At 71.7% G+C, this 17311-nt stretch carries 12 protein-coding genes and 2 pseudogenes; 7 read left to right on the top strand and 7 right to left on the bottom strand.

All coding sequences use genetic code 11. The annotated features are described in order from the left end of the window. Positions 1-10: 10 nt before the first annotated feature. From SCAB_RS33655 to SCAB_RS33630, 6 genes and pseudogenes are all read left to right on the top strand, one after another. Positions 11-1379 (top strand): annotated as a pseudogene (locus tag SCAB_RS33655) (ABC transporter substrate-binding protein). Continuing rightward, positions 1376-2314, top strand: coding sequence for a carbohydrate ABC transporter permease (locus SCAB_RS33650; protein ID WP_041669964.1), 939 nt, complete (start codon positions 1376-1378; stop codon positions 2312-2314). Before SCAB_RS33655 ends, SCAB_RS33650 begins: the two are co-directional and overlap by 4 nt. After that, a complete protein-coding gene (locus tag SCAB_RS33645; RefSeq protein ID WP_013004576.1) occupies positions 2311-3135 on the top strand; it encodes a carbohydrate ABC transporter permease in 825 nt (274 codons plus the stop codon). Before SCAB_RS33650 ends, SCAB_RS33645 begins: the two co-directional genes overlap by 4 nt. Further along, a complete protein-coding gene (locus SCAB_RS33640; RefSeq protein WP_013004575.1) occupies positions 3132-4121 on the top strand; it encodes a zinc-dependent alcohol dehydrogenase family protein in 990 nt (329 codons plus the stop codon). Before SCAB_RS33645 ends, SCAB_RS33640 begins: the two co-directional genes overlap by 4 nt. Positions 4122-4281: 160 nt before the next feature. After that, positions 4282-4503, top strand: coding sequence for a hypothetical protein (locus SCAB_RS33635; protein WP_013004574.1), 222 nt, complete (start codon positions 4282-4284; stop codon positions 4501-4503). A 74-nt stretch (positions 4504-4577) separates the two neighbouring features. Beyond that, complete coding sequence (locus SCAB_RS33630; RefSeq protein WP_013004573.1) at positions 4578-5801, top strand: TerD family protein; 1224 nt, start codon at positions 4578-4580, stop codon at positions 5799-5801. An 84-nt stretch (positions 5802-5885) separates the two neighbouring features. Here the strand turns inward: SCAB_RS33630 and SCAB_RS33625 are convergent, their stop codons facing one another. The 5 genes and pseudogenes from SCAB_RS33625 to SCAB_RS33600 form a co-directional block, all read right to left on the bottom strand. Continuing rightward, positions 5886-6905: a 1-aminocyclopropane-1-carboxylate deaminase gene (locus SCAB_RS33625; protein WP_013004572.1), complete on the bottom strand. Its 1020-nt coding sequence runs from the start codon at positions 6903-6905 to the stop codon at positions 5886-5888. Between the two features lie 456 nt (positions 6906-7361). Next, positions 7362-8000 (bottom strand): annotated as a pseudogene (locus SCAB_RS49310) (GntR family transcriptional regulator); the annotation flags it as partial. 117 nt (positions 8001-8117) lie between these two features. Beyond that, on the bottom strand, positions 8118-9704 hold the full coding sequence (locus tag SCAB_RS33615) for a TROVE domain-containing protein (protein ID WP_037728161.1): 1587 nt from the start codon (positions 9702-9704) through the stop codon (positions 8118-8120). 504 nt (positions 9705-10208) lie between these two features. Further along, positions 10209-11702, bottom strand: coding sequence for an alkaline phosphatase PhoX (locus tag SCAB_RS33605; protein ID WP_013004569.1), 1494 nt, complete (start codon positions 11700-11702; stop codon positions 10209-10211). A gap of 212 nt (positions 11703-11914) precedes the next feature. After that, on the bottom strand, positions 11915-13459 hold the full coding sequence (locus SCAB_RS33600) for a hypothetical protein (protein WP_037728156.1): 1545 nt from the start codon (positions 13457-13459) through the stop codon (positions 11915-11917). Positions 13460-13875: 416 nt separating this feature from the next. On the opposite strand from SCAB_RS33600, the gene SCAB_RS33595 reads away from it, so the two are divergent. Further along, on the top strand, positions 13876-15699 hold the full coding sequence (locus SCAB_RS33595; protein WP_013004567.1) for an endonuclease/exonuclease/phosphatase family protein: 1824 nt from the start codon (positions 13876-13878) through the stop codon (positions 15697-15699). 19 nt (positions 15700-15718) lie between these two features. On the opposite strand, the gene SCAB_RS33590 is transcribed toward SCAB_RS33595, so the two are convergent. Continuing rightward, positions 15719-16462 carry an SRPBCC family protein gene (locus tag SCAB_RS33590; protein WP_013004566.1) on the bottom strand — a complete coding sequence of 248 codons (744 nt, stop codon included), beginning with the start codon at positions 16460-16462 and terminating at the stop codon, positions 15719-15721. 20 nt (positions 16463-16482) lie between these two features. Beyond that, positions 16483-17181, bottom strand: coding sequence for an ArsR/SmtB family transcription factor (locus SCAB_RS33585; RefSeq protein ID WP_013004565.1), 699 nt, complete (start codon positions 17179-17181; stop codon positions 16483-16485). Positions 17182-17311: the final 130 nt, after the last annotated feature.

The following is a 17311-nucleotide window of genomic DNA, read 5'->3' as shown; positions in this document are numbered from 1 at the left end:
GGAGTGATCCATGCGCATCGCGAGCCGACGGAGGCCGCGCGTACTCGCCGCGGCCGCCGCGGGGGCGCTGCTCGCCCCGCTTCTCTCCGGTTGCTGGACCGGAGCGGGCGGGGCGGGATCCGGCGGCGACACCATCAACGTACTGATGGTCAACAACCCGCAGATGCAGGAGCTGCAGAAGCTCACGGCCTCCCACTTCACCGAGGAGACCGGAATCGGGGTGAACTTCACCGTGCTGCCGGAGAACGACGTCCGCGACAAGATCAGCCAGGACTTCGCCAACCAGGCGGGCCAGTACGACGTGGCCACCCTCAGCAACTACGAGATACCGATCTACGCCCGCAACGGCTGGCTGGAGGAGCTGGACCCGTACGTCGCGAAGGACCCGGGCTTCGACCAGCAGGACATTCTCGAACCCATGCGCCAGTCCCTGACGGGCGACGACGGCAGGCTCTACGGGCAGCCCTTCTACGGCGAGTCGTCCTTCCTGATGTACCGCAAGGACGTCTTCGCCGAGCACGGGCTGACGATGCCCGAGCGACCCACCTGGCGGCAGGTCGCCGACCTCGCCGCGAAGGCGGACGGCGCCGAGGAGGGCATGAAGGGCATCTGTCTGCGCGGCCTGCCCGGCTGGGGCGAGGTCATGGCGCCCCTCACCACGGTCGTGAACACCTTCGGCGGCACCTGGTTCGACAAGGACTGGAAGGCACGGCTGGACTCCCCCGAGTTCGAGCGGGCGACCGGGTTCTACGTGGACCTCGTGCGCGAGCACGGCGAATCCGGCGCCGCCCAGGCCGGCTTCGCCGAGTGCCTCAACAACATGACCCAGGGCAAGGTGGCCATGTGGTACGACGCCACGTCGGCGGCCGGTTCGCTGGAGGCCGACGACTCCCCGGTGAAGGGAAGGATCGGCTACGCACCGGCCCCGGTCGAGCGGACCGCGTCCTCCGGCTGGCTCTACACCTGGGCCTGGGGCATCCAGCAGGCGTCCCGGAACCCCGACAAGGCGTGGAGGTTCGTCTCCTGGGCGTCGAGCAGGGAGTACGAGGAACTGGTCGGCGAACGGATCGGCTGGTCGAACGTGCCCGCCGGCAAACGCGCGTCGACGTACACGAACGCGGACTACCGCGAGGAGGCCGCCGCCTTCCAGGAGATGACCCGCGAGGCCATCGAGGGCGCCCGGCCCACCGACCCCGGCCTGCAGCCGCGCCCCGCCCCCGGCATCCAGTTCGTCGGCATCCCCGAGTTCACCGACCTCGGCACCAAGGTGTCCCTGGAGATCAGCGCGGCCATCGCCGGACACCAGTCCGTGGCGTCGGGCCCTGCGGAAGGCCCAGGCGCTCGCCGAGCAGACCTCCGAGGAGTACGAGGGACGATGACCGCGACCACGACGGCGCCGAGGACGGCGACCCCCGTCCGCACCCTGGGCGCGCCGAACGCCCGGCTGCGCGCCTGGGCCACCCGCGCCCCGCTCCTGCCCGCCCTGATCTTCATGATCGCCGTGACCCAGCTCCCTTTCGTGGCCACGCTGGTGATCTCCTTCTTCGACTGGAACTCCCTCTACCCCGACGCCCGCGCGTTCGCCGGCCTCGCCAACTACGGCGAGGTCCTCACCGACCCCGACCTGCGCCGCTCGGTGGGGACGACGATCCTGCTGACGGTCGCCGTGGTCCTCACCAGTCTCGTGCTCGGCCTGCTGCTGGCCCTGCTCCTGGACCGGAGGTTCCGGGGCCGGGGCATCGTCCGCACCCTCCTCATCGCCCCCTTCCTGGTGGTCCCGGTGGCGGCCGCCCTGCTCTGGAAGCATGTGCTCTACAACCCCGAGTACGGCCTGTTCAACGGGCTGTTGCACTACGTGGGCGGCCCCCAGCCGGACTGGATCTCGAAGACGCCGCTGCTCGCGGTCGAGGCCTCCCTGGTGTGGCAGTGGACGCCGTTCATGATGCTGATCCTGCTGGCCGGGCTGCAGTCCCGGGACCAGCAGCAGATCGAGGCCGCCCGGGTCGACGGCGCGAGCGACTGGCAGATCTTCCGCCATCTGACGCTCCCCCACCTGCGGCGCTATCTCGAACTGGGCGCGCTGCTGGGCTCGATCCACATCGTGCAGAACTTCGACGCGGTCTTCACGATCACCTCGGGCGGCCTGGGCACCGCGAACCTCCCGTACACCGTCTACCAGACCTTCTACCAGGCCCACGAGAACGGTCTCGCCTCGGCCGCCGGGGTCCTGGTCGTCATCGGTTCGCTCGTCATCGCGACGTTCGCGCTGCGCGTGGTCTCGTCGCTGTTCCGTGAGGAGGCGGGGCGCTCATGAACGCCGTACGACGCAAGGGGGCCGGTCTGCTGGCCTGGTTCGCCGGGGTCGTGTTCTTCCTGCCGATCGCCTGGATGGCGCTGACGTCCCTCCACTCGGAGTCGGACGCGGCGACCAACCCGCCGTCCTTCGCGGCGGCGCTGACCCTGGACGGCTACCGCGAGTTCTTCGGCGTGGACGGCGGGGCGAGCCCCTGGCCCGCGCTGATCAACTCCACGGTGGCCTCCCTGGCCTCGACCCTGCTCGTCCTCCTCCTCGCCTTCCCGGCGGCGTACGCGCTGTCGATCCGCCCCGTGAAGAAGTGGACGGACGTCCTGTTCTTCTTCCTCTCCACCAAGATGCTGCCGCTGGTGGCGGGCCTGCTCCCGATCTACCTCTTCGCCAGGAACACGGGTCTCCTCGACAACATCTGGCTGCTCGTCGTCCTGCACACCTCCATGAACCTGCCGATCGCCGTGTGGATGATGCAGTCCTTCCTGGCGGAGGTGCCGGTGGCGGTCATCGAGGCCGCGCACCTGGACGGCGCCCGGCTGCCGACCGTGCTGGCCCGTGTGGTGGCGCCGATCGCGGCCCCCGGGATCGCCGCCACGGCCCTGATCTGCTTCATCTTCAGCTGGAACGAGCTGCTGTTCGCGAGGGTGCTGACGGGCGTGGTGGCGGAGACCGCCCCCGTCTTCCTGACCGGCTTCATCACCAGCCAGGGCCTGTTCCTGGCGAAGGTGTGCGCCGCGTCGCTCGTGATCTCCCTGCCGGTGCTCGCCGCGGGGTTCGCCGCCCAGGACAAACTCGTCCAGGGCCTCTCCCTGGGAGCCGTCAAATGAAGGCCGCCGTCATCGAGTCCCCGGGCAGGGCCGTCGTCACCGAGGTCCCGGACCCGGCACCGGGCCCCCGTGACGTCGTCGTCGAGGTCGCCGCGTGCGGACTGTGCGGGACCGATCTGCACATCCTCCAGGGCGAGTTCGCCCCGAAGCTGCCGATCGTGCCGGGGCACGAGTTCGCGGGCGAGGTGGTGGGCGTGGGCGGCGGGGTCACCGAACTGTCCGTCGGCGACCGGGTGGCCGTCGACCCGTCCCTGTACTGCCACGAGTGCCGCTACTGCCGTACCGGCCACAACAACCTGTGCGAGCGGTGGGCCGCGATCGGGGTCACCACGGCCGGCGGCGCGGCGCGGTACGCGGTGGCACCGGTCGCGAACTGCGTACGGCTGCCGGACCACGTCCGCACCCAGGACGCGGCGCTTGTGGAGCCGCTGTCCTGCGCGGTACGGGGCTACGACGTGCTCCGCGCCCGGCTGGGCGCCCATGTCCTGATCTACGGGTCCGGGACGATGGGGCTGATGATGCTGGAGCTGGCCAAGCGGACGGGTGCGGCGAGCGTGGACATGGTGGACGTGAACGCCGCGCGTCTGGAGACGGCGCGCCGGCTGGGTGTCTCGGGAGCCGCCGCCGGCCCCGACGAACTGGACCGGCCGCAGGGCTGGGACGTCGTCGTGGACGCGACGGGCAACGCGGCGGCGATCCAGGACGGCTTGGGGCGGGTGGCCAAGGCGGGCACGTTCCTGCAGTTCGGGGTGGCGGACTACGCGACCCGGGTCACGATCGACCCGTACCGGATCTACAACCAGGAGATCACCATCACCGGGTCGATGGCCGTGCTGCACAGCTTCGAACGGGCGGCGGAACTCTTCGCGGGCGGGGTCCTGGACCCGGACGTCTTCATCAGCGACCGGGTGCCGCTGGAGCGCTATCCCGAGGCGCTGGAGCAGTTCGCGTCGGGGGTGGGACGGAAGATCGTCGTGGTGCCGTGAGGCCGTAGGTGCCGTGAGGCCGTAGGTGCCGTGAGGCCGTAGGTGCCGGGGTGTCCGGGGAGGGAACGGGGCGGGGGGCGGAGACGGAGGTGGCCGGGCGACTCGGCGGGCGACCGAAATTCGCTGGGCCGCCGGAGCTGCCGCCCCTACCATCCGGGACATGCCACGCCCCAGCGGATTCACCTACACCGAGCACTCCGACCAGACCGTGACGATCGACCACCACGGCCGCGCGGCCACGACGCTGCGCGGCCCCCGAGCTGCCCAATTCCTCGCCGAGGTGGCGGCGGGCGACCCGCAGCTGGTCATGGCCCGCTGGACCGGGAACTACCGCCGGGGCAACGAACGCACGGCCCGGGAGCACCCCCGCAACCGCCGCTGACCCGAACGGCCGCCGGGCGCGCCCGGGTAAGGGAACGGTAAAGCGGCCTGAATCGTTCATCACGCATGACCGCTATGACCCCCGGCTCGAACATCCCGCTGCCCGTCACCCGCGTCGCGGTGGACGTCTCCGCCCCCGTGCGGCTCGACGTGTCGGGCCTGCTGCTCACCGCAGACGGCAAGGTGCGCTCGGACGACGACTTCATCTTCTACAACCAGCCGTCCGGTCCGGGCGTGACGTACCGCTCCGGCGGCGGCGCCACGCCCGACTCGATCACGGTGGACACCTCGGCCGTGCCCCCGGGGATCGAGAAGATCGTGGTCACGGCCAGCCCGGACGCGGCGGGCCAGACCTTCCAGGGCGTCGAACCGACGGCGACGATCCGCGACGCGGCGAACGGCTCCGTGATCTCCACCTTCACCCCGCCCCAGCTGGGCACGGAGACCGCCCTGGTGATCGTCGAGATCTATCTGCGCAACGGCGCGTGGAAGGCCCGCGCGGTCGGCCAGGGATACGCGAACGGTCTCGCGGGCATCGCGACGGACTTCGGGGTCACGGTGGAGGAACCCGCCCCGGCCGCCCAGCCGGCTCCCGTCCCGCCCTCTCCCGCCCCGCATGTCCCGGCGGCCCCGCCCGCCCCCGCCATGGACCCGCGTGTCATGGCTCCCCCGGCGCCGCCCGCCCCGCCGGCCGCACCCCCGGCCCCCGCCCCGGGCACCGGCAAGATCAACCTGGACAAGGGCCGCGTCAGTCTGCAGAAGAACCAGACCGTCTCCCTCGTCAAGGGCGGCCGCCCGCTGCTCTCCCAGGTCAAGATGGGGCTCGGCTGGGAGCCGGCGTACCGGGGCAAGGACATCGACCTCGACGCGTCGGTCATCGCGTACGGCCCGCAGCGCAACCACATCGACAGCTGCTACTTCGGCAAGCTGTCGATCGTGAACGGCGCGATCAAGCACTCCGGTGACAACCTCACCGGCGAGGGCGGCGGGGACGACGAGGTGATCGTGGTCGACCTCGGACGGCTGCCGCAGGAGGTCACCGGGCTGGTCTTCACGGTCAACTCGTTCTCCGGCCAGAAGTTCACCGAGGTCGCCAAGGCCTACTGCCGGCTGCTCGACGCCGCGTCCGGCGAGGAGCTGGTCCGCTTCGACCTGACCAACGCCGAGGCCCAGACCGGCGTGATGATGGCCAAGCTGATCAAGCAGTTCAGCGGTGAGTGGGAGATGACCGCGATGGGCGACTTCGTGAAGTCCCGCACGGTCAGGGGGATGGTGAAGCCGGCGGCGCAGGCCCTCTGAGACGCGCGGACGCGACGCCGGGCGCCTCCCGCGTACGGAGGGCGCCCGGTCGGCCGGCGAGCGGTGGGGCGGAGCCCCCGCCCCCTATTGGATCACTCCGCTGTACGCGTTCAGCGCGGGCTGGCCGCCGAGGTGGGCGTAGAGCACGGTCGACTCCGGGCCGATCTCGCCCCGCTCGATCAGGTCGATCATCCCGGCCATCGACTTGCCCTCGTACACGGGGTCGGTGACCATGCCCTCGGTGCGGGCGGCGAGCTGCATGGCGACGAGGGTGGCGTCGTCCGGAACCCCGTAGATCCCGGCGTGGTAGCGCTCGTCCAGCTCGACATCGTCCACGGTCAGCTCCCGCTCGACGCCGATGAGCTTGGCGGTGTTCCGGGCGATGCGGGCGACCTGCTCCCGGGTGGTGGTCGGCTTGGCCGAGGCGTCGATGCCGATCACCCGACGCGGCCTGCCGCCCGCCTCCTCGAGCGCGGCGAAGCCGGCGACCATGCCGGCCTGGGTCGAGCCGGTCACCGAGCACACGATCACCGTGTCGAAGAAGACGCCCAGTTCGCGCTCCTGATCGGCGACCTCGTACGCCCAGCCGGCGAAGCCGAGGCCGCCGAGGGGGTGGTCGGAGGCGCCGGCCGGGATGGCGTACGGCTTGCCGCCGCCCTCCTCGACCTCCCTGAGGGCCAGCTCCCAGCTCTCCTTGAAGCCGATGCCGAAGCCGGCCCGGACGAGCCGTACGTCGGCGCCGGCCAGCCGGCTGATCAGGATGTTGCCGACCTTGTCGTAGACGGAGTCCGGCCAGTCGACCCAGCTCTCCTGCACGAGCACGCACTTGAGCCCGGCGCGGGCGGCGACGGCGGCCACCTGGCGGGTGTGGTTGGACTGCACGCCGCCGATGGAGACGAGGGTGTCGCAGCCCTGGGCGAGCGCGTCGGCGACGAGGTACTCCAGCTTGCGGGTCTTGTTGCCGCCGTACGCGATACCGGAGTTGCAGTCCTCGCGCTTGGCCCAGACGGAGGCTCCGCCGAGGTGCGCGGTCAGCCGCTCCAGCGGGTGGACCGGCGAGGGCCCGAAGAGGAGGGGGTAGCGCTCGAAGGAAGACAGGGACACGGGTTCTCCCGGGTGGGGTGCGGCGGAGCGGGGACGGACGGGACGGGGCGAGGGCGCGGACCGGTCGGGTCAGCGGTCCGCTCGACGCACGGGCGCGTCGCCCGGTTCGCCGGCGGGCTGGTGGGCGGGCTCATGGGCGAGCGGTCGCGCGGACGCGTCGGCGGCCTCCTCGACGGACGCGGCGGAAGCGGCGGAAGCGGCGGAAGCGGAAGCGGTGAGAGAACCGCCCGCCGCCTCGGCGGGCACGGGGGACGCATGGCCCGCCTCTTCGGCGGACCCGGGGAACACACCGGCCGCCGCCTCGGTGGACGCGGCCGACGCACCGCCCGCCGCCTCGGCAGAGACGGCAGACGCACCGCCCTCCGTCCCGGCGGATGCGGGCAACGCACCGCCCGCCTGCTCGACCTGCTCGCGCTGCTCGTCGGGCCCGTTCGGTTCATCCGGTTCGTCCGGTTCGTCGGCGAGGGCGGCCAGGCCGCGCCAGATCTCCGCCGTGACGCGGACCGCCCCGTCCGTGTCGCCGGCCGCGCAGGCGGCGATCAGCTGCTCGTGCAGTCCGGCCGAGCGGCAGTTGCCGCCCTCGCCGAAGCGCCGCCGCTCCAGCCGGCGGATGAGCGGGGTGTAGCGGGCGACGGTGGCGGCGGCCGCGCGGTTGCCGCTCACCCGGACGAGCACGTCGTGCAGTTCGTCGTCGGCGACCAGGGCCGCGTCGACGTCGCCGGTGCGGACGGCCGCCGCGAACCGCTCGTTGGCCGAGCGCATCATCTCCACGTCCGCCGCGAACAGCCGGGGCACGGCGGTCCGGGCGACAAGCTCGTGCATGGCCCCGACCACGGCGGCGGCGTCCCGCACATCGGAGGCGACGACGGCCGTGACCCGGGTGTAGCTCTGCGGCTTGCTCTCCAGGAGCCCCTCGTCCACCAGCCGGGAGAACGCCTCCCGCACGGGCGCCCGGGACAGTCCCAGCAGCTCCGCGAACTCGGCGTCGCGCACCACCGCGCCCGGCTCGATCTCGCCGGCCACGATGGCGTCCCGGATGGCTTGGTAGGCGCGGTCCCTCAGCAGGGTGCGCGCGACGGGTCGTATGGCCTCCATGAACTGAAATGTTAGATGCCAGTCCCGTCGCCGAACAAGAGTGTGGCCCGCGTCCTCCTTGGGACACGGGCCACACTCATCCCCCGTTCTCGTGGACCGCCGGTCCGCGGACCGGCGTCACCCGGCCGCCCACGGCCACTGGGCCCTCCGGGCTCCCTCCAGCAGCGGCACCATGCGGAAGGCCGCGTCGGAGAGGCCGCCGAAGGTGTGGCGGTTCGCCGTGCCGGAGGGGCCGTGGCCCGCCCGGTACCCGGCGAGGTTCCAGGTGTAGACCGGGACGTCGGCCGGGATCTGCGCGGTCGGATCGCCGTAGTGGCTGTAGGTGGCCTGCTCGTCGGTGACGATCAGCACCCGGTCGTGCCTCTTGTAGTGGCGGCGGACGGCCTCGGTGGTGTCGGTGCCGCCCAGGTCGCCGAACCGGCCGACGATCTTCAGCACCGACTCCCCCGCGCCGAACCGCACCACCCTGCTCGTGCTCCCGAACTCGACGAGATCCGCGTTCGCCGCCCGCAGCGCGAGCGCCGTGCCGAAGACCGCCGCCGCGTCCGCGTAGGTGAGCGAGGAGCGGTCGGTCAGCCGCGAGTGGAACATCGAGCCCGAGCGGTCGACCAGGACCAGGGTCCGGCCGGGCAGCGCGGGCACGTTGGCCAGCGAGTGGCCGAGCGCCTGCTCCAGCGGGTACGCCCAGCGCAGCGAGGGCGCGTGGCGGTAGGCCGAGAGGTAGCGGAAGGGGAACTGCCGCGAGCGCGCGACCTCCGCCGGATCGCTGATCCGCGCCGCGACCCGGGCCGCGACCTCGTCGCCGACACCGGCCTCGTCGAAGTTCCGCAGGTTCCGGGTCAGCGCCATGGTGCCCATGGACGGGATGACGGCCTCCCAGGCCGCCCTGTCCATCGGCCCCTGCAGCCAGCCCGCGAGCGCCTCCCAGGTGAGGCCCGCGTCCGCGAGCCGCTGGGCGCCCCCGGAGCCGGTCACGACCCGGCGCCGCTTCGCGGGCCGCAGCTCCATCAGGTCACGGTGCGCAGCGAGCATGGGCAGCGACCGGGGCACGACGGCCGTGTCCGGGTTGTGGCGCCGGTCGAGGGCGTACCGGAACAGGTCCCCCTGCCACGGCTTGTCCGGGTCCGGCGCCGCGTGCACCAGGTTCAGGATGTCGCCGAAGCGGTAGCCCTTGGACGCGGTGTCGTACTTCAGCAGCGTCTTGGGGCTGTAGAGCCGTCGTACGGCGTCGGCGACGCCCCGCTTCACGGGCTTGGGAAGGTTGCGGCCGTACCGCGAGGTCCAGTAGGCGAGCAGTTCACCGGGCTCGTCGGGGCGTCGCAGCACCGAGGCGACGACCTCACGGTTGGTGGGGCCGTCGGTGACGCCCGCGTCGAGGCGCGCCTTCACGTACTCGGCGGCGCCCACGAGGGAGGCCGTACGGAGGTTGCCCTCGCCGCGCAGCCAGCCGAGCAGCCCGGCCGTCCACGCCGGGTCGGTGACGGCGAGCCGGCGCACCAGCCCTGCGAACCGCTCGTCCCGGTCCTCGCCGCTCTCGTAGAAGGTCTTCTGCGCGACGAAGTTGGCGATCGACAGCAGGAAGAGCTCGGAGCGCTCGTCCCGCTCACGTCCACGGCCGCCCTCGTACGTACGGAGCACACGGCCCGTGGAGGTGACACGGGAGGTGGGCTGGGCCTTGCCTGCCTTCGTGTTGAATCGCGCCATGATGAACTCCCCCGAATTCCGCGGCACATCACACTTCGTGCGTGGAATCCCTGTTCCTGATTTCTGAATTCCGGTTCGGGGGAGGCGCGGCAGAAGGAGGGTGCCCGAGGTCGAAGTCGGCGGCGGTGCTTATGACTGGCGCGTCTTCCGTTCCGCCACACCGACCGGACGTCGATGACGGGATTCGAACCCGCATGAGGATCTCTCCCCACCAGTTCCCGAAGTATCCGCTGCCTGCGCACCGGGCATCCACCATCTGCCGCGCCTCCCGAGATCGGATCGCACCGGGAGGTGCGTGAAGCTTTGGGTGTCCAGAGATCGAAGCCGGCGGAACCGACGTAGGTGCTCTAACCCCTGAGCTACACCGGCGTGTTGGTACCGGTGGCGGGACTCGAACCCGCGGCCGCCCCATTATCAGTGGAAGTAGGTCCTGCCTTCGCACCTGGACAGGCATCACTGTAGGAGGCGTACCACGGGCCGGGCCAATGAATTAACCACCGCTTCTCAGGACCGCTTCTGCCGCTTCCAGGGGCCGGTGATCGCGAGCAGAATGCCCGGCGTCTGGATGTTGGCGTACAGGGTCTTTCCGTCGGGTGAGAAGGTGACGCCGGCGAACTCGCTGTATTCCGGCTGCTCCTCGGTGCCGATATTGAGATCGTTGCGGGCGATCGGGTAGGTCCGGCCGCTGTCGGTGGCGCCGAAGAGATGCGAGATCCCCTCGCCGTCCTCGGCGAGGACGATGCCGCCGTACGGGGAGACGGTGATGTTGTCGGGACCGTCGAAGACACCGTCGACGGACGGGTCCGGGTTGACGCCGAGCAGGACCTTCAGGGTCAGGGTGCGGCGCTTGGGGTCGTAGAACCAGACCTGGCCGTCGTGCCGCACGGGGCTCTCGGCACGGGCGTACGAGGAGACGACGTACACGCCGCCGTCGCCCCACCACATGCCCTCCAGCTTGCGGGCGCGGGTGATCTCGGAGTCGGCGAACTGCTTGCGGACGGCGACGGTCCTGGCGTCCCGGTCGGGCACGTCGATCCAGTCGACGCCGTACACCGTGCCGATCCGCGTGGCGCGGGACAGGTCGTCGACGAAGCGGCCGCCGGAGTCGTAGCAACGGGGGGCCCGGAGGACGCCCGCGTCGTCGGCGAGGGTACGGAACTTCCCGGGCCCGTAGGCGAATCCCCTGGGCGGGGTCCAGCGGTAGAAGAGGCCGTTGGGGGCGGCCGCGTCCTCGGTGAGGTAGGCGTGGCCGCGCCTGGGGTCGATGACGACGGCCTCGTGGTCGTAGCGTCCGAGGAACTTCAGCGGCTTCGGGGCGCGGTTGGCGCGGCGGTCGCAGGGGTCGACCTCGAAGACGTAGCCGTGGTCCTTGGTCATGCCGTTGACGCCGGCCCGGTCGGAGTTCTCCTCACAGGTGAGCCAGGTGCCCCACGGGGTGCTGCCGCCCGCGCAGTTGGTGGACGTGCCCGCGATGCCGACCCACTCGGCGACCCGGCCGCCCGGCCGTACCTCCACCACCGTGCAGCCGCCGGCCGCCGCCGGGTCGTACACGAGCCCCTCGGTGAGCGGCACCGGGAACTCCCAGTTGGCCCGGGGGCCCTTCAGCTCGTGGTTGTTGACGAGGAGAGTGGTGCCGCGGGGGCCGGGGAAGGCGGCGGTGCCGTCGTGCTTGCCGGGGGTGAACTCGCCCGACTCCAGCTTGGTCCTGCCGCTGTACGTGAGGATGCGGTAGGTGAAGCCGGCGGGCAGCGCCAGGATGCCCTGGGGGTCGGGCACGAGGGGGCCGTAGCCGACTCGTGCCGCCGCGCGGTCGGTGCGGTGGGCGGTCTCCGGGTTCGAGTCCGGGTTCGAGTCCGGATCCGGGTCCAGGTCCGTGTCCGTGTCCGTCGACGCGAGGGCGTTCGGCGCGGTGGCCAGGGCGCCCACGCTTCCGGCCAGCACGACGCCGGCTCCGGTGGCCGCGGATCGTCCGGCGAAGTCCCTGCGGGTGAGCGGCATGCTGTCTCCTGTGTGGCGGTGGAGGACCGTGGGGGCGGACCCGAGGTGTCGCGCCACGGTCGCGCCCGCGCCTGAACACACCCTGAACGCGGGGAGAAGGACGCCCGGTGCCTTCGGTGAACCACCGGCCCCGCAGCCGCCCACGCACCCGAACCCCCGACCCCCCAGGCGCCCGAACCACCGGGCACCCCAAAACCACCAGGCGCCCGGAACTACTGCGCGGTCCCCCCCGTCCCCTTCTGCGACCGCGCCTTGAACGCCGCCTTACGGGCCTCCTTCGCCACCCTCTTGTCGGGATGGATCCGCCCCATCGCCTCAAGGACATCGGGCGTGGCGGGATGATCCACCCGCCACGCCGCCGCGAAGAACGAGCCGTGCTGCGCGGCCAGCCCCTCCACCAGCGCCCGCAGCTCCGCGGAGTTCCCCTCGGCCGCCAGCTGCGCGGCGACCGTGTCGATGGTCAGCCAGAAGACCATCGCCTCGGACGGCACGGGCACATCGGCGGCCCCGTTCTCGGTCAGCCACACCCGGGCGAGCCCGCCCAGCTCGGGGTCGTCCAGCACCTCCCGGAGGGCCGGCTCGGCCACGTCCCCCACCAGGGACAGCGCCTGCTGGCAGCGCAGCCGCCGCAGCGGGGCGCCGGCGTCGGTGCCCCGCGCGGCGGCCAGCAGCTCACGCGCCGCGGCCGACGGCTCCCGGCGGGCGAGCCACTGCTCGGTCTCGGCCTGGGCGGCGGCCGGCGGGAACCCGGCGGTGCCGTCCAGCAGCGCGTCGGCACCCTTGTCGACGAGGTCCCCGACCGCCGGCGCCGGCACGCCGGCCTCCAGGAGCCGGGCCCGCACCCCGAACAGCCCGAGCGGGGTGAGCCGGACCATGCCGTACCGCGTGACATCGGTGTCGTCGACCGCGGCCGCGCCGCCCTGCCCCTCGGCGGCGGCCTCCTCCGCGTCCGTCATCAGCGCCTCGTCCACCGGCTGGTACTCCACCAGGCCGATCGGCTCCAGCACCCGGAACTGGTCGTCGAGCCGCATCATCGCGTCCGAGACCTGTTCCAGCACGTCGTTGGTGGGCTCCCCCATGTCGTCGGGGACGATCATCGAGGCGGCGAGGGCGGGCAGCGGCACGGGCCCGTCGGGACCGTCCTCGCTGACGGTGAGGAGGTACAGGTTGCCGAGCACCCCGTCGAGGAACTCCGCCTCGGCCTCGGGGTCCCAGTCCAGCTCGGAGAAGTCGATCTCGCCGCCGGCCTCCATGGCGTCGACGAGGCCGTCGAGGTCGGGCACGGCCGCGTCGGCGAGGACGGTCTCCAGGGCGGTGAGCCAGATGCCGAGCACGTCCTGCGGCCCGCCGGAGGTGAGAAGGGCGAGTTCCGCACCCACGGCGACCGTCCCCTCCCCCGATCCCCCGGGCACGTCGGTCCCCTCGGGTCCGCCGGGCACGTCGGGTCCGTCGGGTCCGTCGGGGTTGACGATCTCGACGAGCCCGGTGTCCACGGCCACCCGCCAGGCCTCACTGGCCGACGCCGCCGCGTCGTCGTCGCCGCCGTCCCCGGCGCCCGCTCCGACGAGTCCGAGCGCCTCGGCGGCGGCGGGCAGCTGCTCGTCGACGAGTTCGCCCCCGGCACCGACCCGCGTGTCGGGCCCCGCCCAGCGGGCGAGCCGGGCGGCGCGCGAGAGCAAGGGGGTGGCGAGTGCCTCTCGCGCCAGCTCCGCTGCGGGGAGAAGCCGCACCGGCGGCAGTGGCGAGCTGTCTGACATCGGCGGGGATCTCCTCGGAACGGGTGCTGACGAACGACTGCCGAGCGACGGGTGCACCCCCGCGAGGGGGCTTCCGTACGCGCTCCGCGTACGCCTACGGCTACGCGAACGCCTACCGGTACGGGCACGAGTACGCAGCCGCTCAGCCTAGACGGATTTGGACCCATGCCGCCCGGTTCATGTACCTGCCAGGAGTTGGACATGGCCGAAACCTTGACAACTGGCCTGACCAGGCAGGAGATTGACGCGCGTAGAAACTCACGGGTAGCTCTGGGACGATTCCGGGGCTCCCACAGGCACGACTGTCGGAGTTCATCGGGTCCGCCGGCTTCTACGCGCGTCGCACCGCCCCACCGGTCGCAGGCCACCCCGTCCACTCTCGTCCCGGCGCCACGTACGTCCCCGGAGGGATCCCCTTGCCGAGCAAGAGAACCGCGCGCATCGGCGCGCTGACCGTCGCCACCATCTGCTCCACCGTGTCCGCCGTGGTCCTGACCTCGCCCGCCGAGGCGGACTCCATCCGCATCCACGACATCCAGGGCACCACCCGGACGTCCCCGCTCGTCGGCCAGCAGGTCGCCGGGGTGCAGGGCATCGTCACGGGCGTGCGCACCTACGGCTCGCGCGGCTTCTGGATCCAGGACCCCGAGGCGGACGCGAACCCCGCCACGAGCGAGGGTGTCTTCGTCTTCACCAGCTCCCGGCCGACGGTCTCGGTGGGCGACGCGGTGACGGTCGCGGGCACGGTCGGCGAGTTCATACCGGGCGGCACTTCGTCCGGAAACCAGTCTGTGACGCAGATCTCCCGCCCGACGGTCACGGTCGTCTCCGCGGGCAACGCCGTCCCGGCCGCGACCGTCATCGACACCAAGTCCGTGCCGAAGAAGTACGTCCCGGCCGGCGACCCCGCCGCCGCCGGCTCGATCAACGGCCTGAAGCTCGCCCCGGCCACATACGCCCTGGACTACTACGAGTCCCTGGAGGGCATGAACGTCCAGGTCGCCGACACCCGTGTGGTCGGCGCCAGCGACCCGTTCACCGAGCTGTGGGTCACGGTGAAGCCCCGGGAGAACGACAACCGCCGCGGTGGCGCGCTGTACGACTCCTACACCTCGCAGAACACCGGCCGGCTGCAGATCCAGTCGCTGGGCGCGGTCGCCGACTTCCCGAAGGCGAACGTCGGCGACGTACTGAAGGGCACGACGGCCGGCCCGCTGGACTACAACCAGTTCGGCGGCTACACCCTCGTCGCCAACCGGATCGGCACCCTCAAGCAGGGCGGTCTGGAGCGCGAGACGACCGACAAGCAGGCGCGCGGCGAGCTCGCGGTGGCGACGTACAACGTCGAGAACCTGGACCCCTCGGACGCCTCCTTCGGTGACCACGCGGCCGCGATCGTGCACCACCTGCAGTCGCCCGACATCGTGGCCCTGGAGGAGATCCAGGACAACAACGGTGCCACCAACGACGGTACGGTCGCCGCCGACAAGACCGTGAAGAAGCTGATCGACGCGATCAAGGCGGCCGGCGGTCCGGCGTACGACTGGCGCTCCATCGACCCGGTGAACCTCGCGGACGGCGGCGAGCCCGGCGGCAACATCCGCCAGGTCTTCCTGTTCAACCCCGCGCGGGTCTCCTTCACCGACCGCCCGGGCGGCGACGCGACGACCGCCGTCGGCGTGACGAAGGCGAACGGCAAGGCGCGGCTGACGGTGTCCCCGGGCCGCATCGACCCGGCGAACGCGGCCTGGACGAACAGCCGCAAGCCGCTCGTCGGCGAGTTCTCCTTCCGCGGCAAGTCCGTCTTCGTGGTCGCGAACCACTTCGCGTCCAAGGGCGGCGACCAGGCGCTGCACTCGGAGTTCCAGCCGCCGAAGCGCAGCTCGGAGACCCAGCGCCACCTGCAGGCGAAGGCCGTGAACACCTTCGTCAAGCAGGTCCTGGCGAAGGACAAGAAGGCGTCCGTCATCGCTCTCGGCGACATCAACGACTTCGAGTTCTCCGACACCGCGAAGCAGCTGGAGGACGGCGGCGTCCTGTGGTCGGCGATCAAGTCGCTGCCGAAGCGGGAGCGTTACTCGTACGTCTTCCAGGGCAACGCGCAGGTCCTCGACCAGATCCTGGTCAGCCGTTCGGTCCGGCGCGCCACCGGGTTCACGTACGACAGCGTGCACATCAACGCGGAGTTCAACGACCAGATCAGCGACCACGACCCGCAGGTGGTCCGGTTCGAGCCGTAGCACCCTCGCCGACCGGTTCTCAGGGCTGGCTGAACACTCCGTTCAGCCAGCCCTTCCACGCGGCCTCGCCGACTTCGGCGTCGGCGCCCGGCGCGAAGCCGTGGACGCTCATGCCGACGCGGTGGCCCCAGTGGTTGCGGCCGAAGATACGGATGAGGGCGTCGTCGGTGCGCAGACCGATGAAGTAGGGGTCGCGGTAGTCGACCACGACGTCGACGAGCCGCCCGCCGGGTCCCTCCACCTGGACCCGGGCCCCTTCCTCGGTGTCGTCCGCGAGACCGAGCGCCCGTTCGACGACGGCGAGCGCGTCGGTGCCACCGGACGCCTCGGGGCCGTCGAAGGTGATGAACGCGGTGACCTTCCGGCCTCCGAAGTGCGTCAGGTACTGGCGCAGGGTGTGCAGATAGAAGCCGGTGTGCTTGGCGGCGCCGTCGTACTGGTTGTCCCAGTCGTCGACGAACACGCCGCTGTGCACGTACCGCACCCAGGCCCGCTTGCCCTCGTCGCGCGGTTCGATCGTGTAGTCCAGCTGGTTGAGGGTCTGTTCGGAGATGCCCTCGACGTCCTCGACCCGGTTGGTGTACCGGTGCGGCGGATCCCAGGCGATGACGTCGGAACCGAAGGGTCCCTTGCCGCCGACGCGCGGTTCGGGCGCCTCCATCGGCCACAGCCACCCGCCGGTCCCGGCGGTGACGGCCTCCCACACTTCGGCGGGGGTGGCGTCGACCTCGAACTCCCGGGCGATCTCGAATTCCTTGGGCATGACGTGCTCCTCGACAGGTCTCACCGACCGGACGGTTCGGTCCGGTCGGGCAGGGGGGTCTGGGTGGTCCGGTCGGGCAGGGGAGCCTGCGGCGGCCGGTCGGGCGATGGGGCCGGCGCGGGCCGGTCGGCGGACTGCGGCTTGACCGTCGGGTGGAGGGCGACGACGATCCGGTGCGCCCGCCCGGTCTCGGCGCCGGGCGCGTCGTACTTGCGCAGGAGCGCGCTCACCCCGGCCGTCAGCTCCTGGACGAACGCGGCCCGGTCGGCGGCCGAGGCGAAGGTGACCTCGCCGTCCAGCGCGTAGGTCGCGAGCCCCTTGCGGGCCCGGGCCGCGCCCGTGATGAGCGACCCGACGTCCCGGACCAGCCGCGCGCCGAGCGCCAGCAGCCAGCGCGCGGAGAGCTGGTCCCGGAAACGGTCCGGATCGGGCTGGACGGCGGCGAGCGCGAGCGGCGAGATCACGTACGACGCGGCGGTGGCCCGCATCAGCCGCTCGGTGACGTTGCCCTTGCGCCGCTCTCCCGCCAGCTCGACGAGGCCGTGCCGCTCCAGCGCCTTGAGGTGATAGTTCACCTTCTGGCGCGGCAGCCCGACCTTCCCGGCCAGCATGGCGGCCGAGGCGGGCCCGGCCGCCAGCTCGGCCAGCAGCCGGGCACGTATCGGATCCAGCGAGACCGCCGCGGCCTCGGGGTCCTCGATGACGGTGACGTCCAACATGACCTCACTCTCTCACCGAAAACTTTTCTTGTCCAGGCGAATCGAGTGTTCGGTGACGGACGGCGGCGGTCGGCGCCTGCCGGCCCGGCAGTCATGTCAGCCCGGAAGCCGTGTCAGTCCGGCAGTCATG

The organism is Streptomyces scabiei 87.22 (assembly GCF_000091305.1).
In the GTDB taxonomy this organism is placed as follows: Bacteria; Actinomycetota; Actinomycetes; order Streptomycetales; family Streptomycetaceae; genus Streptomyces; species Streptomyces scabiei.
The sequence above is the reverse complement of the archived record's forward strand: the minus strand, read 5'-3'. Positions and strand labels throughout refer to the sequence as shown.